Annotated in this window: 22 protein-coding genes; 11 read left to right on the top strand and 11 right to left on the bottom strand. The window is 72.4% G+C overall.

The genetic code is table 11. The annotated features are described in order from the left end of the window. Nucleotides 1–78 precede the first annotated feature (78 nt). From HA039_RS08285 to HA039_RS08305, 5 genes are all read right to left on the bottom strand, one after another. Nucleotides 79–2,154, bottom strand: a complete 2,076-nt coding sequence (locus tag HA039_RS08285; RefSeq protein ID WP_167026046.1) for a RelA/SpoT family protein — start codon at nucleotides 2,152–2,154, stop codon at nucleotides 79–81. A 172-nt stretch (nucleotides 2,155–2,326) separates the two neighbouring features. Beyond that, complete coding sequence (gene dapF / locus HA039_RS08290; protein WP_425086320.1) at nucleotides 2,327–3,232, bottom strand: diaminopimelate epimerase; 906 nt, start codon at nucleotides 3,230–3,232, stop codon at nucleotides 2,327–2,329. A 56-nt stretch (nucleotides 3,233–3,288) separates the two neighbouring features. Then, nucleotides 3,289–3,726, bottom strand: coding sequence for a hypothetical protein (locus tag HA039_RS08295; protein ID WP_167036426.1), 438 nt, complete (start codon nucleotides 3,724–3,726; stop codon nucleotides 3,289–3,291). A 107-nt stretch (nucleotides 3,727–3,833) separates the two neighbouring features. Further along, nucleotides 3,834–4,772: a tRNA (adenosine(37)-N6)-dimethylallyltransferase MiaA gene (gene miaA, locus HA039_RS08300; protein ID WP_167026052.1), complete on the bottom strand. Its 939-nt coding sequence runs from the start codon at nucleotides 4,770–4,772 to the stop codon at nucleotides 3,834–3,836. Nucleotides 4,773–4,862: 90 nt separating this feature from the next. Then, nucleotides 4,863–5,807, bottom strand: a complete 945-nt coding sequence (locus tag HA039_RS08305; protein ID WP_167026055.1) for an alpha/beta fold hydrolase — start codon at nucleotides 5,805–5,807, stop codon at nucleotides 4,863–4,865. 125 nt (nucleotides 5,808–5,932) lie between these two features. On the opposite strand from HA039_RS08305, the gene HA039_RS08310 reads away from it, so the two are divergent. Beyond that, nucleotides 5,933–6,880 carry a helix-turn-helix transcriptional regulator gene (locus tag HA039_RS08310; protein ID WP_167026058.1) on the top strand — a complete coding sequence of 316 codons (948 nt, stop codon included), beginning with the start codon at nucleotides 5,933–5,935 and terminating at the stop codon, nucleotides 6,878–6,880. 128 nt (nucleotides 6,881–7,008) lie between these two features. Beyond that, nucleotides 7,009–7,305 carry an antitoxin gene (locus tag HA039_RS08315; protein WP_167026061.1) on the top strand — a complete coding sequence of 99 codons (297 nt, stop codon included), beginning with the start codon at nucleotides 7,009–7,011 and terminating at the stop codon, nucleotides 7,303–7,305. A gap of 45 nt (nucleotides 7,306–7,350) precedes the next feature. On the opposite strand, the gene HA039_RS08320 is transcribed toward HA039_RS08315, so the two are convergent. Together HA039_RS08320 and miaB are read right to left on the bottom strand one after the other, a co-directional pair. Then, complete coding sequence (locus HA039_RS08320) at nucleotides 7,351–8,079, bottom strand: class III extradiol dioxygenase subunit B-like domain-containing protein (protein ID WP_167026064.1); 729 nt, start codon at nucleotides 8,077–8,079, stop codon at nucleotides 7,351–7,353. Between the two features lie 41 nt (nucleotides 8,080–8,120). Continuing rightward, complete coding sequence (miaB, locus tag HA039_RS08325; protein ID WP_167026067.1) at nucleotides 8,121–9,638, bottom strand: tRNA (N6-isopentenyl adenosine(37)-C2)-methylthiotransferase MiaB; 1,518 nt, start codon at nucleotides 9,636–9,638, stop codon at nucleotides 8,121–8,123. Nucleotides 9,639–9,712: 74 nt separating this feature from the next. On the opposite strand from miaB, the gene HA039_RS08330 reads away from it, so the two are divergent. Then, on the top strand, nucleotides 9,713–10,714 hold the full coding sequence (locus HA039_RS08330; RefSeq protein ID WP_167026070.1) for a TAXI family TRAP transporter solute-binding subunit: 1,002 nt from the start codon (nucleotides 9,713–9,715) through the stop codon (nucleotides 10,712–10,714). Between the two features lie 63 nt (nucleotides 10,715–10,777). On the opposite strand, the gene HA039_RS08335 is transcribed toward HA039_RS08330, so the two are convergent. Both HA039_RS08335 and HA039_RS08340 read right to left on the bottom strand, forming a co-directional pair. Further along, nucleotides 10,778–12,172: a sensor histidine kinase gene (locus HA039_RS08335; RefSeq protein WP_167026073.1), complete on the bottom strand. Its 1,395-nt coding sequence runs from the start codon at nucleotides 12,170–12,172 to the stop codon at nucleotides 10,778–10,780. 6 nt (nucleotides 12,173–12,178) lie between these two features. Then, nucleotides 12,179–12,898, bottom strand: coding sequence for a response regulator transcription factor (locus HA039_RS08340; protein WP_167026076.1), 720 nt, complete (start codon nucleotides 12,896–12,898; stop codon nucleotides 12,179–12,181). Between the two features lie 265 nt (nucleotides 12,899–13,163). On the opposite strand from HA039_RS08340, the gene HA039_RS08345 reads away from it, so the two are divergent. From HA039_RS08345 to HA039_RS08375, 8 genes are all read left to right on the top strand, one after another. Further along, nucleotides 13,164–13,949, top strand: a complete 786-nt coding sequence (locus tag HA039_RS08345) for an amino acid ABC transporter ATP-binding protein (protein ID WP_167026079.1) — start codon at nucleotides 13,164–13,166, stop codon at nucleotides 13,947–13,949. 145 nt (nucleotides 13,950–14,094) lie between these two features. Continuing rightward, nucleotides 14,095–14,928: a glutamate ABC transporter substrate-binding protein gene (locus tag HA039_RS08350; protein ID WP_167026082.1), complete on the top strand. Its 834-nt coding sequence runs from the start codon at nucleotides 14,095–14,097 to the stop codon at nucleotides 14,926–14,928. A 99-nt stretch (nucleotides 14,929–15,027) separates the two neighbouring features. Continuing rightward, the gene (locus tag HA039_RS08355; RefSeq protein ID WP_167026085.1) at nucleotides 15,028–15,702 is read left to right on the top strand and encodes an amino acid ABC transporter permease; all 675 of its coding nucleotides are present in this window, start codon (nucleotides 15,028–15,030) and stop codon (nucleotides 15,700–15,702) included. Beyond that, nucleotides 15,699–16,607, top strand: coding sequence for an amino acid ABC transporter permease (locus HA039_RS08360; protein WP_167026088.1), 909 nt, complete (start codon nucleotides 15,699–15,701; stop codon nucleotides 16,605–16,607). The genes HA039_RS08355 and HA039_RS08360 overlap by 4 nt, the downstream gene beginning before the upstream one ends. Before the next feature lie 172 nt (nucleotides 16,608–16,779). Beyond that, on the top strand, nucleotides 16,780–18,459 hold the full coding sequence (locus tag HA039_RS08365; RefSeq protein WP_167026091.1) for an FAD-dependent monooxygenase: 1,680 nt from the start codon (nucleotides 16,780–16,782) through the stop codon (nucleotides 18,457–18,459). Between the two features lie 48 nt (nucleotides 18,460–18,507). Then, entirely contained in the window at nucleotides 18,508–18,579 is a 72-nt protein-coding gene (locus tag HA039_RS34500; protein WP_309544753.1) for a putative leader peptide, read from the top strand. Nucleotides 18,580–18,652: 73 nt separating this feature from the next. Further along, nucleotides 18,653–19,264, top strand: a complete 612-nt coding sequence (locus tag HA039_RS08370; RefSeq protein WP_167026094.1) for a cupin domain-containing protein — start codon at nucleotides 18,653–18,655, stop codon at nucleotides 19,262–19,264. A gap of 26 nt (nucleotides 19,265–19,290) precedes the next feature. Then, nucleotides 19,291–19,710 carry a rhodanese-like domain-containing protein gene (locus tag HA039_RS08375; protein WP_243870017.1) on the top strand — a complete coding sequence of 140 codons (420 nt, stop codon included), beginning with the start codon at nucleotides 19,291–19,293 and terminating at the stop codon, nucleotides 19,708–19,710. Nucleotides 19,711–19,806: 96 nt separating this feature from the next. Here HA039_RS08375 and HA039_RS08380 read toward each other — a convergent pair whose 3' ends face one another. After that, nucleotides 19,807–22,359 (bottom strand): ABC transporter permease, encoded by a 2,553-nt coding sequence (locus HA039_RS08380; RefSeq protein ID WP_167026100.1) that lies wholly within the window; start codon nucleotides 22,357–22,359, stop codon nucleotides 19,807–19,809. Then, nucleotides 22,356–23,021 (bottom strand): ArsR/SmtB family transcription factor, encoded by a 666-nt coding sequence (locus tag HA039_RS08385; protein WP_167026103.1) that lies wholly within the window; start codon nucleotides 23,019–23,021, stop codon nucleotides 22,356–22,358. The genes HA039_RS08380 and HA039_RS08385 overlap by 4 nt, the downstream gene beginning before the upstream one ends. Between the last annotated feature and the right edge of the window lie 137 nt (nucleotides 23,022–23,158).

The following is a 23,158-nucleotide window of genomic DNA, read 5'->3' on the forward strand; positions in this document are numbered from 1 at the left end:
GCGGGGCCGCCGTACCCGGCCGACTCGCGCGGATCCCACCCGAACGGGTGCGGGCCCGCCGGGCGGGCCCCCCGGTCCTCAGGCCGTCGCCGGCTGCTGGGCGCGGCTGACGTCGTACACGCCCGGTACGTCGCGCATCGCGCGCATGAGACCCGGCAGCCCCGCCGCGTCCGGGAGTTGGAGCGTGTACGTGTGCCGTACGCGCTGTTCGCTCGGCGGCTCGACGGTCGCCGAGACGATCGCCGCGTCCGCCGTGGCGATGGCCTCCGTGAGGTCCGCGAGCAGGCCCGGTCGGCCGAAGGACTCGGCGTAGAGCGTGACGCGGCATTCGGCCGCGTCGCCCCAACTCACCCCGACCGGGGCCCGGTCGAGCGCCTTCATCCGCGCGACGGCCGGACACTCCACCCGGTGCACGGTGACGGCGCCGCCGCGTACGGCGAAGCCGACGACCGCGTCGGGCGGTACGGGCGTGCAGCAGCCCGCGAGCCGTACGGTCGCGCCCGGCAGGTCCACCACGGCGTTGGAGGCCCCGCGCCGGTCGGCGGTGAGCGCGGCGGGCGCCCTGGGCGTCGCGGCGGGCGCCTTGACGCTCTCCGGATGCGCGGCCAGCCACCCGGTGATCGCGATCCTGGCGGCGGGGGTACGGGCGTGGTCGAGCCACTCCGGGGAGGGCCCGGAGGTCGCGTCGTGGGACAGGAGCAGCTGGACGGTGTCGCCGTCCCGCAGGACCGTACTGAGCGTCGCCAGGCGGCCGTTGACGCGCGCGCCGAGGCAGCTGTGGGCGGCCTCGCCGTACTGCGCGTACGCGGCGTCCACGCAACTCGCCCCGGCCGGCAGCCCGAGCATGCCCCCCTCGGCGCGGAAGACCGTGATCTCGCCGTCCTGCGCGAGGTCCGCGCGCAGGGTGGTCCAGAAGGTGTCCGGGTCGGGGGCGGCCTGCTGCCACTCCAGGAGCCGGGAGAGCCAGCCGGGCCTGGTGGGGTCCTCGCGCTCGCCGTCCTGCGGCTCGGCGACGTCCACGGAGGCGTACGGGTTGCCGAGCGCGACCACGCCCGCCTCGGCGACGCTGTGCATCTGGTGCGTACGGATGAGGACTTCGGCGACGGCCCCGTCCGGTCCCGCGACCGCCGTGTGGAGCGACTGGTACAGGTTGAACTTGGGCGCGGCGATGAAGTCCTTGAACTCGGAGATCACCGGCGTGAAGCAGGTGTGCAGTTCACCGAGCACCGCGTAGCAGTCGGCGTCCTCGCCGACCAGCACCAGCAGCCGGCCGAAGTCGGTGCCGCGCAGCTCGCCGCGCTTGAGCCTGGACCGGTGGACGGACACGAAGTGCCGTGGCCTGACGAGGACTTCGGCGGTGATGTCGGCCTCCCGCAGCACGTGCCTGACGTCCTCGCAGATCGCGGCGAGCGCGTCCCCGGCGGTGGCGTTGTCGGCGATCAGCTCGCGCGTGCGGGCGTACTCCTCCGGGTGGAGGATCGCGAACACCAGGTCCTCCAGCTCGGTCTTGAGCGCCTGGACGCCGAGCCGTTCGGCGAGCGGGATCAGGACGTCGCGGGTGACCTTGGCGATCCTGGCCTGCTTCTCCGGGCGCATGACGCCGAGCGTGCGCATGTTGTGCAGCCGGTCCGCCAGCTTGATCGACATGACCCTGACATCGTTGCCGGTGGCCACCAGCATCTTGCGGAACGTCTCGGGCTCCGCGGCCGCGCCGTAGTCGACCTTCTCCAGCTTGGTCACGCCGTCGACCAGGTAGCAGACCTCGTCGCCGAACTCCGCCCGCACCTGGTCGAGCGTCACGTCCGTGTCCTCGACGGTGTCGTGGAGCAGGGACGCGGTCAACGTCGTGGTCTCGGCGCCCAGTTCGGCGAGGATCAGGGTCACGGCGAGCGGGTGGGTGATGTAGGGCTCGCCGCTCTTGCGGAACTGCCCGCGGTGCGAACGCTCCGCCAGGACGTACGCCTGGTGCAGCACGGAGAGGTCGGCGTCGGGGTGGTGGGCCCGGTGCGCGTCGGCGACGTGGCCGATGGCGTCCGACAACCGCCCCCGGGAGGCGGGCCCTAACAGCGCGGCCCTGCCGAGCCTGCGCAGGTCGATCCGGGGAAGGCCGCGTCTGCGGCCGTGGGCACCAGGGCTGGTGGCCTCTGCGCTCATGGGGCACCTCCGGCAGCTTCGACCGGCGGTGGAGGAGCAGGAGCGCCCTCCGGGCCGGTGCTTGATGCTACCGAGCCCACCACGTGGTCCGGACCAGCTCCCGCCCAGCGTGAAACTGATCACTCGTTCGAGCGAACATCAGGGGAAGATCCGTGCCCCCGCGGGCGGCCGGTCAGCCGAACGCCGTTGCCTGCCAGGTGGGTTCGAGGTGACCCTCCGCCACGATGACGGCGGGGCCGGTCATCTCGATGCCGCCGTCCGGGCGTTCCGTGACGACGAGCCGGCCGCCGGGGAGGTCCACCGTGTACGTGACGGGCTCCCCGGTCGCCGCGGGGTCCACGCCGTCCCTGCGGGCGGCGGCGACGGCCACGGCGCACGCGCCCGTACCGCAGGAGCGGGTCTCCCCCGAGCCCCGCTCGTGGACGCGCATGGCGACGTGCCGCGGGCCCCGGTCCACGACGAACTCGACGTTGACCCCGTCCGGGTAGGCGGTGGCGGGGGTGACGGCGGGCGCCGCGAAGAGCGTGCCCGCGAGCGCCAGGTCCTCGACGAAGGTGACGGCGTGCGGGTTGCCCATGTTGACGTTACGGGCGGTCGTGGCGCGACCGTCGACGGTGACCGTCACCTCGCCGCCGGGGAGCGCCGCGCGGCCCATGTCGACGGTGATGTCGCCGTCGTCGGCGCCGGTGCCCTTGGCGAGATGGACCTTCTTGACCCCGCCGCGGGTGGCGACGGCGAGATCGCCCGGCTCGGCCAGCCCGGCGCGGCGCAGGTAGCGGGCGAAGACGCGGACGCCGTTGCCGCACATCTCGGCGACGGACCCGTCGGCGTTGCGGTAGTCCATGAACCACTCGGCCTCGCCGGCCAGGTCCCGCGCCTCGGGGTGGGCCGCCGACCGGACGACGTGCAGCAGCCCGTCGCCGCCGATGCCGGCCCGCCGGTCGCAGAGCGCGGCGACGGCGTGGGCGGGCAGGTCGATGACGTTGTCCGGGTCGGGGATGATCACGAAGTCGTTCTCGGTCCCGTGACCCTTGAGGAAGGCGATCGGTGCGGCGGAGGCCGTCGGCGAGGTGCTCACGGGATCCATCGTACGAGGTCAGGGCCGCGAGGCTCGGCGTACGGGGCGGACGCGCCTCAGCGGAGGCGGGCGACCCGCCACACGGCGAGGGCCACCACGGCCGCGCCCACGGTGACGTACAGGGCGATGACCCGCCAGTCGGGGCGCTCCCCCGAGGCCCGGGAAGGCAGTCCGGGCCAGGTGTGGCCGACCTTACGGGCCGCCATCATGCCCCAGCCGGCGGCGCAGCAGCTGATCAGGAGCCCCAGCATGGCGACGACCGCCCCGCCGTCCCCCGTACCGAAGGCGAGCGGGAAGGCGAACATCAGGGACCCCACCGCGGCCAGGACAACGATCGGCGCGAGCTGCCAGATCCGCAGCCTGCGCTGGGGGCGCAGCTCGACCTCGACCTCCGGGGTGGTGGTCTCCTCGTCGGGCCCGTCGGGACTCAGGCGCGGCGCGTCCTCCTGGGTCTGCCGCGCCGCGGGGTCTCCGTCGCGAGGGCCGGCCTCCATCGCCACGCGCCCTCCCAACTCGGACTCCACTGGTCGATCGATGCTCGATGATGGCACGCCCGTGGGTACGGGAATGACGGCCTGAGCGTCCCGATGCCATCACGTGATCAGGCTGTGACCGCTCGTTCGACCAACGTCAATGCGCGCCGCGGGAGTTCCTCGCGGTGCTCCGTGCCGCCGTCCAGCCAGTGCACGCGCGAGTCGCGGCGGAACCACGAGTCCTGACGTCGTGCGAAGCGCTTCGTGGCGCGTACGGTCTCGGCCCGTGCCTCGTCGTCGGTGCACTCGCCCGCGAGCGCGGACAGCAACTGCTGGTAGCCGAGGGCGCGGGAGGCCGTACGCCCTTCGCGCAGGCCCTCCCCCTCCAGGGCGCGTACCTCGTCCGCGAACCCCGCCTCCCACATCCGGTCCACCCGCAGGGTGATCCGCTCGTCGAGCTCCGGGCGCGCCACGTCGACCCCGATCTGGAGGGTGTCGTACACCGCGTCGTGCCCGGGCAGGTTGGCGGTGAACGGCTTGCCGGTGATCTCGATCACCTCCAGCGCCCTGACGATGCGGCGGCCGTTGCTGGGCAGGATCGCGCGGCCCGCCGGGGGGTCGGCGGCGGCCAGCCGGGCGTGCAGCGCCCCGGAGCCGCGGAGGGTCAGTTCGTCCTCCAGCCGGGCGCGGACCTCGGGGTCGGTGCCGGGGAAGTTCAGGGCGTCGATGGCGCCCCGTACGTACAGCCCGGAGCCTCCGACCAGCACCGGCGTACGGCCCGCGGCGAGCAGGCGGTCGATCTCCGCCCGGGCGCGCCGCTGGTACTCGGCGACGCTGGCGGCCTCGGTGACGTCCCAGATGTCCAGGAGGTGGTGCGGGACGCCGGCGCGCTCCTCCGTCGTCAGCTTGGCCGTTCCGATGTCCATCCCCCGGTACAGCTGCATGGAGTCGGCGTTGACGACCTCACCGTCGAGTTGCCTGGCGAGATGAACGCCCAGATCGGACTTGCCGGCCGCGGTGGGACCGACGACGGCGATGACTCGTGGTGCGGGAGATGCGGTGGTCACCGGCCCAGTCTCGCAAACTCCGGGGCCCCGGCAGAACCACTTGTGTGACCGGACGATTCCGGAGCGCTTCCGGGCGGGGCCGCCGGGTCGCTACACGGCGTCCTGTCGTTCTAGCCACTTCGTGATCACCAGGTTCGTCTCCTCCGGCTTCTCCTGCTGGATCCAGTGGCCGCAATCGAGACTGACCACCTCCACGTGGGGCACGAACTCCGCCGGCCTCGGGGACTTCTGAACCAGGTCACGGTCGCCGTGGATCATGAGCGTGGGCTGCCGGACGACCGGGTCCACGTCCGCCAGCAGGTGCCAGTTGCGGTCGAGGTTCCGGTACCAGTTCACCCCGCCCGTGAACCCCGCCGACTCGAAGGCGGAGACGAAGACGGCCAGCTCGCCGTCGCTCATCACGGGCTCACCGAGCGGCTCTTCCGCGCGGGCGAGATCGATCAACGCCATACCCGGCCGAGGCTCCTTGGGGGGCTCGTTCTTCCGGTACAGGTTGCGAAGGAACCGGAAGGTGTTCTCCTCGAAGACGGCGTCCGCGACGCCGGGCCGCCGGTTGAAGTGGACGAAATAGAAGTCGTCGCCGAACACCTCTTCCATGAACTCCAGCCAGGGCCTTTCCCCCCTCTCCTGATAGGGCAGGCTCAGGTTGATGACTTTGTTCACCCGCTTCGGATGCAGCAGGGCCAGACCCCAGACGACCATCGCGCCCCAGTCATGGCCGATGAAGGTGGCGTCCGCGTATCCGTAGTGGTCGAGGAGTCCGACGAGGTCACCCGTGAGGTGCTCGATGTCGTAGTCCGTCACTTCGGCCGGACGGGACGAATTGCCGTACCCCCGCTGGTTCGGGACGATGACGTGGTATCCCGCCGCGACCAGCGCGGGGACCTGGTAGCGCCAGGAAAAGGCGTGCTCGGGCCAGCCGTGGCAGAGGACGACGGGCTTTCCGGCATTCTCCCGTCCCGCTTCGAAGACTTCGAGTTCCACGCCGTTGACCGGGACAAGGCTGGGCTCGGGGAATGCGGCCGGATCGAACATGGGGATTCTCGCTTCTTTCTGTCGGGCTGTTCGGGCGGCAGGGGATCTGCCGCTGAGGTCGTGCCGCCATCCTGCCGAGCGGAACCGGTCATCCCATGACCGGTTTCCCGTGGAAAAGTTGCGGTGTGCGAATCGACCGGCTGGTGGCCGTCCTCCTCCTGCTGCAACGACGCGAGCGGGTGACGGCGGCGGAGGTCGCCCGGGAGTTGGAGGTGTCCGAGCGGACCGCCCGGCGCGACCTCGACGCCCTGGCCATGGCCGGGGTTCCCCTGTACGCCACGCAGGGCCGGGGCGGCGGCTGGCGCCTCGTGGGCGGCGCCCGTACCGACCTGTCCGGGCTGACGGCCGGCGAGGCCCGCGCCCTGTTCCTGGTGGCCGGCCCGGCCTCGGCCGCGACCCCCACGGTGAAGGCGGCCCTGCGCAAACTCGTCCATGCCCTGCCGGAGCCCTTCCGGGCGCACGCCGAGGCGGCGGCCTCGTCGCTGGTCATGGACCCGCGCCAGTGGGGGGCGGGCCGGGTCGAGCACCGCCCTCCTCCCTTCCTCGACGCACTCCAGGACGCGGTGATCCGCGGCGTCCAGGTGCGGCTCGGCTATGTCGACGGCAAAGGCGCGGAGACCGCGCGGACCGTCCACCCGCTGGGCATCGTCGCCAAGGGCCCGTCGTGGTACCTCGTCTCCGACACGGAGGCCGGCCGGCGGACCTTCCGGATCGACCGCGTGTCGTCCGTCGACCCGACCGGCGATCCCGTGCGCCGGCCCGGGGACTTCGACCTCGCCGGAAGCTGGCACGCGATCGCCGACGAGATCGACCGCCGGCGAATGCCCCTGGAGATCCGGGCGGTGTGCGCGCCCCACGGGATCGGCCTGCTCCGGATGGGCTTCGGCAACCGGCTCCAGGTGGGAGGAGCCGCGGCCGACGGCCGTATCGAGGTCCTGATCCGGGGGTACGACGCGTACACGCTCGCCGGCGAACTGGCCGGACTGGTCGAATGGCTGGAAGTGACCGGCCCTCCGGAGGTGCGGGACCACCTGGCCTCGATCGGGGCGGCACTCGTCGAGCGCTACGGCTGAGCCCGCCTGGTGCGGGGAAATGCGCGGAGTGCGGTGCCCGCGAGTACGCTGGAAAGCGGATATGGGGGCATTGGGAGTGATATGCCCCTCACGTGCCGTCGCACGTGTCTTCCGAGGGAAGGTGGGCCATGGGCCTCATGGATTCGTTCAAGGCCAAGCTGTCTCCGGCCAAGGAAAAGGTGTCCGACCTCGCCCAGCAGCACGGGGGCAGGATCGGCGAGGGCTTGGACAAGGCCGCCCGTACGGTCGACCAGCGGACCAAGGGCAAGTACAGCGACAAGATCGACTCGGGTACGGACAAGGCCAAGAGCGCGTTGGACCGGCTCGCGCACAAGGACGACGGTGGGACCTCGCCCGGCGGCCCGACTCCCGGGCCCGGGAGCACGCCGCCCGGGGGCATGCCGCCTCCGCCGCCTCCCGCCTGACCCGTGACGCCTGACTAGTGGTGCCCGGCGCCTGATGTCCCGTGGTCAGGACCAGACCGCGACCAGGTAACCGACGCCGTACGGCGCGCTGTTGTGAAGCAGCGCGCCGTTGAGGCGTGCTCCTTCGGCGGCGCCGGCGAGGAGCTGCCAGGGCGCCCGGCCGGCCACCTTCAGGTCGTACGCCAACTCCGGGTCCAGGGCTCGGAGCGCGGCGGTGTCGGCCGCCTCCAGCGCCCGCGCGACCTCTTCGTCGAAGGGGGCGGCGCGCTCGTCGAGGTATCCGGGTGCCTTGAGCGTCCGGCAGGCGCTGGCGTCGCCCATCACGAGCAGGACCGTCCGCCCCGGCCCGTCGGCCAACTCCTTCCCGGCGTGCCCGCACCGGTCGGTGGGGAGCCGCTCCCCCACCGCGAGTCCGGTGACGGGCGCGGCCGTCCAGTGCGCCTGCTCCAGCAGCCAGGCGGCGACGGCGAGGGAGGCGGGCAGCTCGGGGGCGGCTGCGGGCCCGTCCGGCGCCCGCTCGGCGCGCGCGCCGAGCGTGACCCGTACGTCCACCCCGAAGCCCAGGAAGGACCCGGTGGCGCCCGCCGGGTACGGACCCGCCGCCGCCTCCTCGGCGGGCCCGACGACGATCAACCGGTCGGGCCGGGCGGCGGCCAGCACCCCGAGGGCGTCGGCACACGCGGCGCGCGTGGCGTCGAGTTCGGACCGGGCCCCCGCCGCGACGGCGGGCACGAGCAGCGGCGGACAGGGGCACACGGCGGCGGCGACCAGCATGTCCGCACCCTAACGCGGGCCCGTGCGGCGCCGCCCGGCGGTCACTCGGCGGAGCAGCCGCCCGACATCGCGGGCAGCGGCGCGGGCACCCCGATCGTGGGCAGCCCCAGCAGGACCCCGGCGGGCTTCGCCGCCCCGGCGGTGTTGCGCCGCTCCCAGGCGTCCCCGGCGCGGGTCCGCCGTACCGCGCCCGCGGGCCCCTCGGCCAGCAGGTGGTGCGGCGCCGCGTAGGTGATCGCGACGGTCACCACGTCGCCGGGGCGCACCTCCTCGTCCGGCTTGGTGAAGTGGACGAGCCGGTTGTCGGGCGCGCGGCCGGAGAGGCGGTGCGTGGCGCCGTCCTTGCGCCCCTCGCCCTCGGCGACCATCACCTCCAGCGTGCGGCCGACCTGCTTCTTGTTCTCCTCCCAGGAGATCTCCTCCTGGAGGGCGGACAGCCGCATGTACCGGTCCTGGACGACCGCCTTGGGCACCTGCCCGTCCATGTCGGCGGCGGGGGTGCCGGGGCGCTTGGAGTACTGGAACGTGAAGGCCTGGGTGAAGCGGGCCGCGCGGACCGCGTCCATCGTCTGCTCGAAGTCCTCCTCGGTCTCGCCGGGGAAGCCCACGATGATGTCCGTGGAGATGGCCGCGTGCGGGATGGCGGCGCGGACCTTGTCGATGATGCCGAGGTAACGGTCCTGCCGGTACGAGCGGCGCATCGCCTTGAGCACCCGGTCGGAGCCCGACTGCATCGGCATGTGGAGCTGCGGCATGACGTTCGGCGTCTCGGCCATGGCCGCGATCACGTCGTCGGTGAAGTCGCGCGGGTGCGGGGAGGTGAAGCGGACGCGCTCCAGGCCCTCGATCGCGCCGCACGCGCGCAGCAGCTTGGAGAACGCCTCGCGGTCGCCCATGTCGGAGCCGTACGCGTTGACGTTCTGGCCCAGCAGCGTGATCTCCGAGACGCCCTCGCCGACCAGGGCCTCGATCTCGGCCAGGATGTCGCCGGGGCGGCGGTCCTTCTCCTTGCCGCGCAGCGCGGGCACGATGCAGAAGGTGCAGGTGTTGTTGCAGCCGACCGAGATGGAGACCCACGCGGCGTACGCGGACTCGCGGCGGGTCGGCAGGGTGGAGGGGAACGCCTCCAGCGACTCGGCGATCTCGACCTGCGCCTCCTCCTGGACGCGGGCGCGCTCCAGGAGGACCGGCAGCTTGCCGATGTTGTGCGTGCCGAACACGACGTCGACCCAGGGCGCGCGCTTCACGATCGTGTCGCGGTCCTTCTGGGCGAGGCAGCCGCCGACGGCGATCTGCATGCCGGGCCGCTTGGTCTTCATCGGGGCGAGCCGGCCGAGGTTGCCGTACAGCTTGTTGTCGGCGTTCTCCCGTACCGCGCAGGTGTTGAAGACGACGACGTCGGCGTCACCGTCGGCGTCCTGCGGGGCGCGGACGTACCCGGCGTCCTCCAGGAGGCCCGACAATCGTTCGGAGTCGTGGACGTTCATCTGACACCCGTAGGTGCGGATCTCGTAGCTTCGATTAACGCCCACTGACAGTCTCCGGTCGCCGCTGCTCATCCGACCAGGGTAGGCGGTGGCGTGGAGTGGACAAACCCTGGTCAGTACCTGGAGCGAACTGGCAGGATCGCGGCATGGTCACCCATTCGCCGGGCATCCGCCGCAACCGTGTCCTTCAGGGCGCCGCCGCGGCGCTGGTGGTGCTCGGCCTGCTGCTCTGGTGGCTGCTGCCGCTCGGGGAGCCGGCGCCCCGCGGGGCCGTGACGTTCAGCACGGGCGTGAAGAGCGGGGTCTACCAGCGGTACGGGGAGCTGCTCCAGCAGGATCTCGCCCGCGGCCTGCCGAACGTGTCGGTCACGCTCAGGACGAGCCAGGGGTCCCCGGACAACCTGACGCGGGTGGCGACGGGCGAGGCGGACTTCACGATCGCCACGGCCGACGCCGTCTCGAACTACCTCATGGAGAAGAAGCCGGGGTGGCAGCGGCTGCGCGGCTGCGCCCGGCTCTACGACGACTACGTGCAGCTGATCGTCGCCAAGGATTCGAAGATCCACTCCGTGGCGGACCTGCGCGGCGCCAGGGTGGGGGTGGGACAGCCGGAGTCGGGGGTCCGCCTGGTGGCGGACCGGGTGCTGGAGGCCGCGAACCTGAATCCGAGGACCGGCGTCAGGGAGGTCTTCGCCGGGATCGACAAGATGCCGGGCAAGCTCCAACGGGGCGAGCTGGACGCCTTCTTCTGGTCCGGCGGTCTGCCCACGTCGGCGGTGGAGGCCCTGGCGGACCGCTTCGCCGTCCGGCTGGTGCCGCTGGACGGCCCGCTGGTCAAGCAGTTGCACGCCGCGGGCCCGGCGACCACGCGCTACTACCGCTCGGCGGCGATGCCCGCCGACGCGTACCCGAAGGCGCCGAGCGCGCAGGACGTGCCGACGATAGCGGTGGCGAATCTGCTGGTCACCACGGACCGGATGGACGCCGCGCTGACCGAGGGCTTCACGCGCACGGTGATCGACAGCCGGGACCGGATAGGCCGCGAGGTGCACTCGGCGCAGCTGGTGGACCTGCGTACGGCGATCTACACGGACCCGCTCCCGCTGCACGAGGGCGCCAAGCGCTACTACCAGTCGGTCAAGCCCTGAGGCGCTCGCGGCCCGGCGACCGCCCCGCGCACTCCGTACGCCCTCGGTCCCGCCCGTACGCTCTCAGTCCCGGTCGGACGACCTCGGGACCCGGAGGGTCACGCGCAGGCCGCACGGCTCGCCGTGCGCGTACGAGATCGACCCGCCGCCCACCGTCAGCAGGGCCCGGGAGATCGACAGCCCCAGCCCCGAACCCTTGACGTTCTGGTGCCGGTTGCTGCGCCAGAACCGGTCGCCGATCCGGGTGATCTCGTCGTCCGTGAGCCCCGGTCCGCCGTCGTTGATGACCAGTGTGGACATCTGCCCCTCACGCCCCGCCGTCACCGTGACCTCGCCGCCCGCCGGGGTGAACTTCACGGCGTTGTCGATCACCGCGTCCAGGGCGCTGGAGAGCGCGATGGGGTCGGCCCAGGCGGTGACGGCGCCGCCCTCGCGGGTCAGCGCCACGCCCTTCTCGTCGGCGACCGGCCGCCACGCGGCGACCCGCTCGGCCGCCAGCTCACCGATGTCGGTCAGGCGCAGCTCGGCCGAGGTGTGCTCGGCCAGCGCCAGGTCGAGCAGGTCGTCCAGCACCTGGGCCAGCCGCCGGCCCTCGGTGCGTACGGACGCGATCTCCTCGTTGCCCTCGGGCAGTTCGAGGGCCAGCAGCTCTATGCGGAGCAGCAGGGCGGCGAGCGGGTTGCGCAGTTGGTGCGAGGCGTCGGCCACGAAGGCGCGCTGCTGCTCCAGCACGTCCTCGACGTTGTCGGCCATCTCGTTGAAGGAGATCGCGAGGCGCCGCAGTTCGGGGGGCCCGCCGGCGGCGGCGACCCGCGAGTTCATCCGGCCCGTGGCGATGTCATGGGTCACCGCGTCCAGCACCCGTACGGGCAGCAGCACCCAGCCCGTGAGCCGGATCGCCGCCCCCACCGCGAGCAGCATCGCCGCCGCCTCGCCCGCGGCGATGAACAGCCAGCCCTTGAGGATGCGCGACCGCATCCGGTCGGTGGGCGAGTCGGTCACCACGACCGCGACGACGTCCCCGTCCCGTACGACGGGCGAGTCGACGATCAGCCGGCCGTCCTGCCAGGGCCAGACCTGCTCGGGGTCGTCGCTGCGGCGCCCCAGCAGGGCTTCCTGGAAGGCCTGTTGGCCTTTGCCGGTCTTGGGGATGGAGAACGTCCTCGGCGCGCGGGCCATGACCGCCGCGCTGTCGCGGTAGAAGACGCCCGCCTTGATCCCGTAGACGTCGTGGTAGCGCTGGAGCTCGTCCTTCAGCATGTCGAGGCGCTCGTCGGAGCCGTCGCGGCTCTCGGCGACGAACTGCGCGAGCGCGGCGACCCGCGCCGCGTCGTCGATGCGGTCGACCACCACGCGCTGCTGCTGCGCGTTGGCGAGGCTCACGGCCAGCGGGAAGCCGAGGGCGAGGAGCACACCGGCCATGAGGACGATGAGCAGCGGGAGAAGTCGACTGCGCACGGGGCCTTACGCACTCTCGTGCGCGGCCGGGACGACCAGGCGGTAGCCGACGCCCCGGACCGTCTCGATCAGCGCGGGCATGCCGAGCTTGGACCGCAGGGACGCCACATGGACCTCCAGCGTCCGGCCGGTGCCCACCCAGCTGGTGTGCCAGACCTCGCTGATGATCTGCTCGCGGCCGAAGACCACCCCGGGCCGCTGCGCGAGCAGGGCCAGCAGGTCGAACTCCTTGCGGGTCAGCTGTACGGCCGCGCCGTCGACGCTCACCCGGCGGGTGAGCAGCTCCAGGGTGAGCCGCCCGAGCCGCTGGGCGGCCCCGGCGCCCTCGGCGGCGGCCGGCTCCTCGGTGCCCGCCTTGCGGCGGCTCACGGCGTGGATACGGGCGAGCAGTTCACCGGTGTCGTACGGCTTGACGACGTAGTCGTCGGCGCCGAGGTTGAGGCCGTGGATCCGGGACCGCACGTCGGCCCGCGCCGTCACCATGATCACCGGGATGGTGGTGATCTTCCGGATCTTGCCGCAGACCTGGTAGCCGTCCTGGTCGGGCAGGCCGAGATCGAGCAGGACCACCGCGAACGGCTCCTTGCCCGCGTTGGCGGCCGGCAGGAGCGCCTGGAGCGCCTCCTCGCCGCTGCGGGCGTGCACCACCGCGAATCCGTGCTTGGCGAGCACGGCCGCCAACGCGGCGGCGACGTGGTCGTCGTCCTCGACGAGCAGCAGCCTCATGGCCCCCCTCCACCCTCCTGATCACGGTCCCGGTACGGACGGGTCGTCCACGTTCATGGTGTCGTCTCGGTCAAGACGCGGCCATGACAGCCAGGGTTCCGTTATCCACCCGTTCTCCTCCTGTTCCCCGCGCGCCGCCCCCCTTCGTCCGGAGTGTCCGGTTGCGGCCGGATCGTGATCCTCAAGTTCCGCTCAGATCTGCTGACGCTGATAGCGGTGCGTGACTAGGGTCCTCCCCAACCGAGTGGGACGGAGCAAAAAGCCGATGAGCGGAGTGTCAGTGACCAAGGGGCCCGAGGACGCCGTTGCGGCGTCGGACGACCTGGTCGTACTGAGCAACGTCAACAAGCACTTCGGCGCGTTGCATGTGCTCCAGGACATCGACCTGACCATCGCCCGGGGCGAGGTCGTGGTTGTCATCGGGCCCTCCGGGTCCGGTAAGTCCACACTGTGCCGCACCATCAACCGCCTGGAGACGATCGATTCGGGCTCGATCACCATCGACGGCAAGCCGCTGCCGCAGGAGGGCAGGGAACTCGCCCGCCTGCGCGCCGACGTCGGCATGGTCTTCCAGTCGTTCAACCTCTTCGCGCACAAGACCGTCCTGGAGAACGTCACCCTGGGACAGGTCAAGGTCCGCAAGAAGGACAAGAAGGACGCGGAGGAGCAGGCCCGCGCGCTCCTGGACCGGGTGGGCGTGGGAACGCAGGCCGACAAGTACCCGGCGCAGCTCTCGGGCGGACAGCAGCAACGTGTCGCCATCGCACGGGCGTTGGCGATGGGCCCCAAGGTCATGCTGTTCGACGAACCGACCTCCGCGCTCGACCCCGAGATGATCAACGAGGTCCTCGAGGTCATGCAGCAGCTGGCCCGCGACGGAATGACGATGGTCGTCGTCACCCACGAGATGGGCTTCGCGCGCTCGGCGGCGAACCGGGTCGTCTTCATGGCGGACGGCCGGATCGTCGAAGAGGCGGCGCCCGAGTCGTTCTTCAGCAATCCCCGCAGTGACCGTGCCAAGGACTTCCTGTCGAAGATCCTGCACCACTGACCGCCGGCGGTCTCCCTTCGTACCGACCGTCAGCGGTCGTCCTTCGCACCGATCGTCACCGGTCGCCCTTCACGTCGATCGTCACCGATCACTTGTCGTTTCGTCAGAACCGTCCGACACCGTCTCACTTGAGGGAAGTCCACCCATGAAGCTTCACAAGGCAGGCGCCGCGGCCGCCGCAGCTCTCGTTCTCGCCCTGACCGCCACCGCGTGCGGCGGCGACAGCAGTGACGACAGCGGCAGCGGCAGCGGTGGTGGCGGCAAGATCGCCATCGGCATCAAGTTCGACCAGCCGGGCCTCGGCCTGAAGACGCCGGACGGCACCTTCACCGGCTTCGACGTCGACGTCGCGACGTACATCGCCAAGGAACTGGGCTACGACGCCAAGGACATCGAGTGGAAGCAGGCGCCCAGCGCCGAGCGCGAGAACCTGATCGCCAACGGTGACGTCAAGTTCGTCGCCGCGAGCTACTCGATCAACGACGAGCGCAAGCAGAAGGTCGACTTCGCGGGCCCGTACTTCCTCGCCCACCAGGACCTCCTGGTCCGCGCGGACGACAACTCCATCACCAAGGCCGCGGACCTGAACTCCAAGAAGCTGTGCTCGGTCACGGGCTCCACCTCGGCGCAGAACGTCAAGGAGAAGCTCGCCCCCAAGGCGCAGCTCCTGGAGCAGGGCGGCTACTCCGAGTGCCTGACGGGCCTGGAGAACAAGACGGTCGACGCCCTGACGACCGACGACTCCATCCTCGCCGGTTACGCCGCGCAGAAGGAGCACGCCGGCAAGTTCAAGCTCGCGGGCCTCAAGCTCAGCGACGAGAACTACGGCATCGGCCTGAAGAAGGGCGACACGAAGCTGCTCGGCCAGATCAACGACGCCCTCAAGAAGATGGAGTCGGACGGTTCCTGGCAGAAGGCCGTGACGGCCAACTTCGGTCCGGCCGGCTACAAGAACGAGCCCGCCCCCGCGATCGGCTGACACAGCCCGATCACCGTTCAGCCGAGACAGCGGTGACGCGCCGCCGGGACGACCGGCGGCGCGTACCGGACAGCCAACCTGGGGAGAGCGCGGGGCATCGTGTTCGACTTTCTTGATTCCGGGCGGTACGACGTGCTCGGCGCCTTCTGGGTGACCGTGCAGCTCGCCCTCTATTCCGCGATCGGTTCCCTGATATGGGGAACGGTGCTAGCCGGAATGCGCGTCAGCCCAGTGCCGTTGATGCGTGCCTTCGGCACCGCTTACGTCAACCTGGTCCGTAACACCCCGCTGACGGTGATCATCGTCGGCTGTTCGCTGGGGCTCTACCAGACGCTCGCGATCACGCTCGGCGGCGAGGGCTTCGACGGCATCGGATTCCGGCTGGCCGTCCTCGGCCTCGTCGCCTACACCGGCACCTTCGTGTGCGAGGCCCTGCGCTCCGGCATCAACACCGTGCCGGTCGGGCAGGCGGAGGCCGCCCGGGCGCTCGGCCTGAGCTTCTTCCAGGTCCTGACCCTCATCGTGCTCCCCCAGGCGTTCCGTTCCGTCGTCGCGCCGCTCGCGAACGTGCTGATCGCGCTGACCAAGAACACCACGGTGGCGGCCGCGATCGGCGTCGCGGAGGCCGCCGCGCTGATGAAGACGATGATCGAGAACGAGGCCGACGCGCTCTTCGCCGTGTTCTCGGTGATCGCCTTCGGATTCATCGTCCTGACCCTTCCCATGGGCCTGGTCCTCGGCTGGCTCAGCAAGCGAGTGGCGGTGAAACGATGAGTGCCACCAACGTCCTCTACGACGTACCGGGACCCGGCGCCAAGCGGCGCAACATCATCTACACGATCGTGTTCCTCGTCCTCTTCGGACTGGCGGCCTGGTGGGTCCTCTCCACCATGGCCGACAAGAACCAACTGGCGTCCGAGAAGTGGAGCCCGTTCGTCACGGACTCCCGGGTCTGGACGACCTACATCCTGCCCGGTCTCGGGGTGACCCTCCAGGCGGCGGCCCTCTCGGTGGTCATAGCCCTGCCGCTCGGCGCGGTCCTCGGCATCGGCCGGCTCTCCGACCACCGCTGGATCCGGGTGCCCGTCGGGGTGGTCGTCGAGTTCTTCCGGGCGATCCCCGTCCTGATCATGATGGTCTTCGCCGCTCAGCTGTACGTCCAGTTCACCGACATCCCCTCGGACAGCCGGCCGTTGTACGCGGTCGTGACCGGCCTGGTGCTCTACAACTCCTCCGTCATCGCGGAGATCGTCCGGGCCGGCATCCTCTCGCTCCCGTACGGGCAGACCGACGCCTCGAAGGCGATAGGGATGCGCAAGGGCCAGACCATGACGTACGTGCTGCTGCCGCAGGCGGTCACGGCGATGCTGCCCGCCCTGGTCAGCCAGCTCGTCGTGATCGTCAAGGACACCGCGCTCGGCGGCGCGCTGCTCGGCCTCCAGGAACTGCTCTCGCAGAACCGCACCATCACGGCGAACTACGGCGCCAACACCATCGCCGCGTTCACCGTCATCGCCCTGATCTACATCGTCCTCAACTTCCTGCTCACGTCGTTCGCGGGCTGGCTGGAGAAGCGGCTGCGCAGGGCGAAGCGGAGCACCGGGGCCGTTCTCGGCGCCGGCGACGCGGACATGGCCAACGGTCCCGGCCAGGCGCAGTCGGCGGCCGGCAACATCTGAGCGACGATCCCGCGACGTCCCGGCCGGGGCGGCGGCGCCCCACACCGGGCGCGCGCCGCCCCGGCCTTCGCTTGACGGGGGCATCCCCAGTGGGTTGCATACGTTCTGTGATCGCGTACCGGGCTCCAACCGCCACTGACCGCAGGACCGTACAGGCCGGAGGAGTCACGCCGTGGACCCGGTGATCGTGGCGGGCGCGGGCCCCGTGGGACTCGCGCTCTCCCTCGCCCTCGCCGCTCAGGGCGTCCCCTCCGTCGTCCTCGACGAAGGACCGGGCACGGACGACCCGCGCCCGGCCCGCACCGTCGTGCTGCGCCCCGACACCGCCTCCTTCGCCGAGCGCCTCGGCTGCACCACCCTGCGTGACGAAGGAGTCCACTGGGTGGGCTGGCGGTCACTGAGGCGCAAGCAACTGATGCGACAACAGCCGCTCGGTGAGGACGGCGGCCCCGCCCCGCTGCACATCCCCCAGCACGCGCTGGCCCGGGGCCTGCGGGAGGCCATCGCGCACCAGCCGCTGGTACGGGTCGTGACCGGCAACCGCCTCGACTCGCTGGAGCAGGACGCGCGCGGGGTCAGCGTGCACACCCGCGGTCCGGGGGCGACCTGGTGGCGCGGCAGTCACCTGGTGGGCTGCGACGGCGCCCGGTCCACCGTCCGCAAACTGCTCGGGATCCGCTTCCCCGGCCGTACGGGGGTCGAACGCCACGCCGTCGCCGCGCTGCGCGCCGAACTGCCCTGGCCCGGGGAGGCCGTGCTGCACCGGCAGCCGCCGTGGCGTTCCGGCGGCGCGGAGGTCTCCGCCCGGCCCCTGCCGGGCGGCGTGTGGCGCCTCGACTGGCTGCTGCCCTCGCGGGACGAGTTGGTCACCCCCGACGCCCTGATCGCCCGTTTACGGGACACCCTCGCCGGCTGGTGCGGCGAGACCCCGCCGTACGAACTCCTCGACACCGGCGTCTACACGCTGCACCACCGGCTGGCCAAGCGCTGGCGGGTGGGCCGGGCGTTCCTCGCCGGGGACGCCGCGCACCTGCTGGGGGCCGTGGGCACGCAGGGACTCGACGAGGGGCTGCGCGACGCGGACAACCTCGCCTGGAAGCTGGCGCACGCCTGGCACCACGGCGCGTCCGACACCCTGCTGGACAGCTATCAGGCGGAGCGGCGCACGGCCGTGGCCGCCCGCCTGCGGGCCGCCGACCAGTCGCTGCCGATACTGCGCGGCGGCGGTGGGCTGCGTACGTACCTCCCGGGGGGCGTACGCGGGCACGACACGCTGCTCTCGGACGGGCACCTGGGCTTCGGTCCGTTGGGAGCGCCCCCGGCGTACCCGCACTCCCCCCTCGCGCCTCCGTACGCCGAGGCGCAGACGGCGGTCGGCACGCCCCCCGGCGCGCCGGTCGACGACGTACGGGTGACCGCGCCGGACGGGACGACCGCGCGGCTGCGGGAGCGGCTCGGGCGGGGACGGCTGCTGGTCGTGCTCGTCGCCCCCGGCACCGGGGTGTGGGACCGGCGCCACTGGCTGACCGCGGGCGTCATGCCCCGGCTGGCGGCGGCGGTGACGGCCCTGCCGGTACGGGCGGAGCTGCTGGTCACCGAGGGCTATCCGGGCGCGTCGGCGCACAGCGTGCTGCTGGTACGGCCGGACGGCCACCTGGTCGCGGCCTTCGGGGGCGTACGCCCGTCCGCGCTGTACGAGGCGGCCGACGCGACACGCGGGGGCGACCCGGCGGCGGATACCCCGTCCGTACCGTCCCCGTCCGCTCCCCCGTCCGAGTCCCGGTCCGAGTCCTCAGCGCCCTCCGCGCCCTCGTCACCGGCGGCCCCTGACCGCTCCGTGAACATCAATTGACCGTCCGCGGGCTCACATGGTGTACTCCAAAGCGTGACTGACACCGATGTGCGCCTGTGGCGGAGGGTCCATATGGACCTGGTCCGCTACGCGGGCTGCGTCTGTCGCCCGTCCTGCTGATTCGCCTTCTCCCGCGCCCCGCCGTGCCTCATGGCGGCAGCGCTCTCCGCGAAATTCCCAGGACGGTCACCCGATGTCTTCACCCGTACGTTCCTCCGCGCCCGCGCAACCCTCCGACGCCCTCCCGGCCGCCCCGGGCGGTGTCGCCACCGCGGAGATCCCCTCCCCGGCCTCCCCCGGCGCCTCGTTCTCCGGGCCCACCGCCGCCGAGCTGCTCGCCTTCGTCCGCGGTGCCGCGGCCGACACCGAGCTGATCGCCTCCCTGCCCCTCGACCCCGAGGGCCGCACCTGGATCCGGCTGGAGGGTCCCGCGGGCAGCGAGGCGTGGCTCATCGGCTGGCCGCCCGGCGCGGGGACCGGCTGGCACGACCACGGCGGCTCGCACGGCGCGCTCGCCACGGCGGCGGGGGCGCTCAAGGAGGACTCCCTGGCGGCCCGGCTGCCCACCGAGGGCTGGAAGACGCTGGAGCTGGCCGACGGGGTGGATCGCGAGCGGCGGCTGACGGCCGGGGTGGGGCGGGCGTTCGGCAAGCACCACGTGCACGAGGTACGGAACGAGTCGGAGACCGAGCACGCCGTCTCCGTCCACGCGTACTACCCGCCGCTGCCGATGATGCGGCGCTACAGCCGCAACGGCGCGGTCCTCCGGCTGGAGCAGGTCGAGGGTCCGGAGGACTGGCAGTGAGCGGCGACGGACAGAGCGACGACGGCATAACCACCGGCTCCACGGCGGCGGCCCCCGGCGAGCGGGTCGGGATCGACGAGCTGCTGGAACGGGTCCGCGAGGGCCTCGACCGCGTCGAGGCGCCGGAGGCCTTCGAGGCCGCCGAGGGCGGGGCCCTGCTGGTGGACATCCGCTACCAGGCCCTGCGCGAGCGGGACGGACTGATCCCCGGGGCGCTCGTCGTGGAACGCAACGAGCTGGAGTGGCGGCTCGACCCGCAGGGCAGCCACCGGGCCGCGGAGGCCACGAGCCACGACCTGCGGGTGGTGGTGATCTGCAACGAGGGGTACGCGTCCAGCCTCGCCGCGGTGTCGCTGCGCCAGCTGGGACTGCACCGGGCGACCGACCTCGTCGGCGGCTTCCAGGCGTGGAAGGCGGCGGGACTGCCGGTCACGGCCACCCCGTGAGGTGACGTCCGGCTCGTACCTCCCCGAGCCGGCCGACGGTCCGGCCGGCCCGCGCCTCGCCCTTCCCGAGGCCTCGGCCTTCCTGGCGGGCGGCGACTACCGGGCGGCGACCACCTCCACCGGCCTGACCCTCAGGGCGGACCGGCCCGGCAGCGCGGTCGCCACCAGCGCGAGCAGCGCGGCGGCGCCGACGACCGCCGCGTACAGCACCGGTCGTACCGAAGGCCCCGCGCCACCCGTCATCCCGGCGCTGAACGCGGTCAGGACGGCGAGGGAGATACCCGTCCCGAGCACGGTCGCGGTCAGGAGGAGGGTGAGCGCCTCGGTGCGCAGCATCCGCAGGACCTGGCGGCGGGTGCCGCCGGCCAGACGGAGCATCGCGAACTCCCGGATCCGCTCGGAGACCGACATGGCGAGGGTGTTGAGGACCGCGATCGCGGTGAAGGCCAGCACGAGACCCATGGCGAGGAAGGTGACCTCGGCGTTGGCCTGACCCCGCTCGGCCTGGAGCCGGTCGGCGCCGGCCGGATCGAGGACACGCACGCCGGGGAACGGGGCGACGGCCGACGCGAGCGCCTCCCGCCCCGCGCCTCCCGCCACGTCACCCGCGACGAGGACCGTGGTGGCGAGCGGATTGTCCATGTGCCGGGCCAGCAGGTCGTGCGCGACGGTCAGATCGCCGAAGCCGAGCCCGCGTCCGTAGACGGCGGAGACGGTGAGCGCCGCGGGCGTACCGTCGCCGAGTGTCAGCCGCAGGCGGGATCCCACCCGCAGGTCCAGCTGGTCTGCGGCGAGGTCGCTGACGGCCACCGTGCCGGGGCTGAACCCCTTGAGCGAGCCGTGCAGCACGTCCGGGTCCCAGGTGCGGTCCAGGCCGGCCGGGGTGACGCCCTGTGCCACGTACTTGTCGAGACCGACGCGGACCGTGGTCCGCACCACCTCCGTGACCGCGGTGACGCCCGGCACCTCGCGCGCCCGCGCGGCCGCCTCGGACGGCACACCGGGTCCGCCGGAGGTGAGCACCCGGCCGGCCAGGGTCCCTTCGCGGGCCTGCGTACGGGCGGCGTCCTCCAGCGTCGGCTGGATGAAGAGGACGGTGCAGGTCATGCCGATCAGCAGGGCGAGCGGGGTGACGGCCGCGGCCATCCGGGTGGCGTGCGCGCGGATGTTGGCGGCGGCGAGCCGGCCACCGGGTCCGGCGAGGCGCAGGGGGACGGCGAGCGGGACCATGACCGCCCTCAGCAGCACCGGGCCGAGCAGGGACACGGCGGTGGCGAGGACCACGACGGCCAGGAAGGTCACGGGAGTCGACGCGGGCTCGGTGCGCAGCGTGCTGAGCACGACGACGAGGACCACCCCGCCGGCCAGCAGGAGAAGTCCGGCGACCAGCCGGCCCCAGGCGGGACGGGTACGTTCGACGGCGGCTTCGGCCATCGCCTCGGCCGGGCGGATCCGGGTGATGCGGCGGCCGGAGATCCGGGCCGCCGCCCAGGCTCCGAGGACGGTGACGGCAAGGGCGGCGGCGGCCGGGAAGACGCTGGTGACGCGCTCCAGGGTGGCCGGGACGGCGCCGAGGGCGACGAAGCGGCCGTGGAGCCAGGCCCCGAGGGGCAGTCCGGCCACGGATCCGGCCGCGCCGGCCGCCGCGCCGACGAGCAGCGCCTCGCGGCCGAGCAGGGCGCGGATCTGGCGGGGCGTGGCGGCGACGGCGCGCAGCAGGGCGAGTTCGCGGTGCCGCTGCTGGATGGACAGGGCGAAGGTGGAGACGACGACGAGGATCGCGACGAGCAGGGACGTACCGCCCATCGCGCCGCCCATGGAGATGAGTTTCACCCGGGCGCCGGAGGCGTCGAGGAACTCGACGGGGCCCCGGTCGTCGCCGGAGGTGACTTGGGCGGTGGTGCCGTGCAGGGCCCGGGCGAGCGCGGTCTTCAACGTGCCGGTGTCCGTGCCGCGTTCCGGTACGACCGCGATCGCGGTGACCTGTCCCGGCCGGCCGGCCAGCCGCCGGGCCTCGGCGGCGGAGAAGAACAGCGAGGTCTGCTGCCGCAGGTCGCCCCCTTCGGCGGCGGCGATGCCCGAGACGGTGTAGGTGCGCGGCGCGTGGGTGGACTGGACCGTCAGCCGGTCCCCCGGCCGCAGTCCGGCGCGCCGGGCGAGCGGGCGGTCGATGACCACGTCACCGGTGGCCTGCGGGGCGTGGCCTTCGGTCAGGGTGAAGGGGGTGAGCGCGGCGGATTCCCAGGCGTGGCCGTACGACGTCCCGTGCGCCGCGCCCGTCCCGCCGCTCATCGGCTGGGCGGGGAAGGTCAGTTCCGGTACTGCGGAGCGGACGCCGTCGACCGCCGCGACCCGGCCGACGAGCGCGTCGGACAGCCAGGCGCGCTCGGCGACCGGCTTGGCCTTGTGCTTGGTCTTGGTCTCGCCGTCGCCCTTGTGCTTGATCGTCGTCTGGTGGACGTTCTGGTCGGCGGAGACGACGAGCGGCGCGGCGGCGTAGCGCTCGGGGGCGATCCGGCCGCGCAGGCCGGTCTCCAGGAGGGTGCCGCAGGCGGTGATGAGCGCGGCGGCGCACATCAGGGCGGCGAAGGCGCCGAGGAACCCGGCCTTGCGGTCGTTGATCGTCTGGAAGGCGTACCGCAGCATCATGACGCGTCCGTCTCGTCGGTGGTACCGGGGACGCCGTGGGAGGGCGCGGGGGCGTCAGGGGCGGGGGCGTCGGGGGCCGGGGCTTCGCCGGCGGGGGCGTCGGGGGCCGGGAATGCCAGCAGCCGGGTGAGCACGGAACGCGCACCGGGCGGGGTCAGCTCGTCGGGCCGTTTGTAGCGGTCGAGGAGCGCGATGTACTCCTCGAAGAACTCGGCCAGTTCGTCCCGGGTGAGCCGCATCGTGCCCCGCGAGTACGGGAACGCGTCCGCCCAGTCGCCGAGGGCGTCACTCTCGCGTTGGAGCCATTCGAAGAGGTCGAGGTCCGCCGCGTACGCCTGGTGGTTCAACTCGTCCATGACGAGGCGCATCTCGGGGCTCTGGCGGCTGCGCGGCGGGAACCGCCGGTCGCCGGGCACGGCCCGCCACCAGCGCTCCCTGCGGGGAGTCTCGCCGTCGGTCTCCTCGACGAAGCCGTAACGGGCGAGCTCCCGGAGGTGGTAGCTGGTGGCTCCGGTGTTGAGCCCGAGCGCCCGGGCGAGGATCGCCGAGGTCGCGGGCCCGTGCAGGGTCAGCCGTTCGAGTATCTGCTGCCGCCGGGGCTGCGCGAGCGCCTTGAGTGCGGCGAGCTCGGTCATCGCCGGGCGGCCGGGGTCCTGTGCCATGCCGTCCACAGTCCCCTGTGCACATACCTCTGTGCACTGGAGCGACCCCGCTTCTTGAGGGTAGGGCCAGCCCTACCCACGGCCCTCTTCGCTCGTCCCTCGTCGCTCTCCCGCAGCTCTCGTCGCTCGCCCCGCGT

The sequence above is a fragment of the Streptomyces liangshanensis genome (assembly GCF_011694815.1).
Taxonomy (GTDB): domain Bacteria; phylum Actinomycetota; class Actinomycetes; order Streptomycetales; family Streptomycetaceae; genus Streptomyces; species Streptomyces liangshanensis.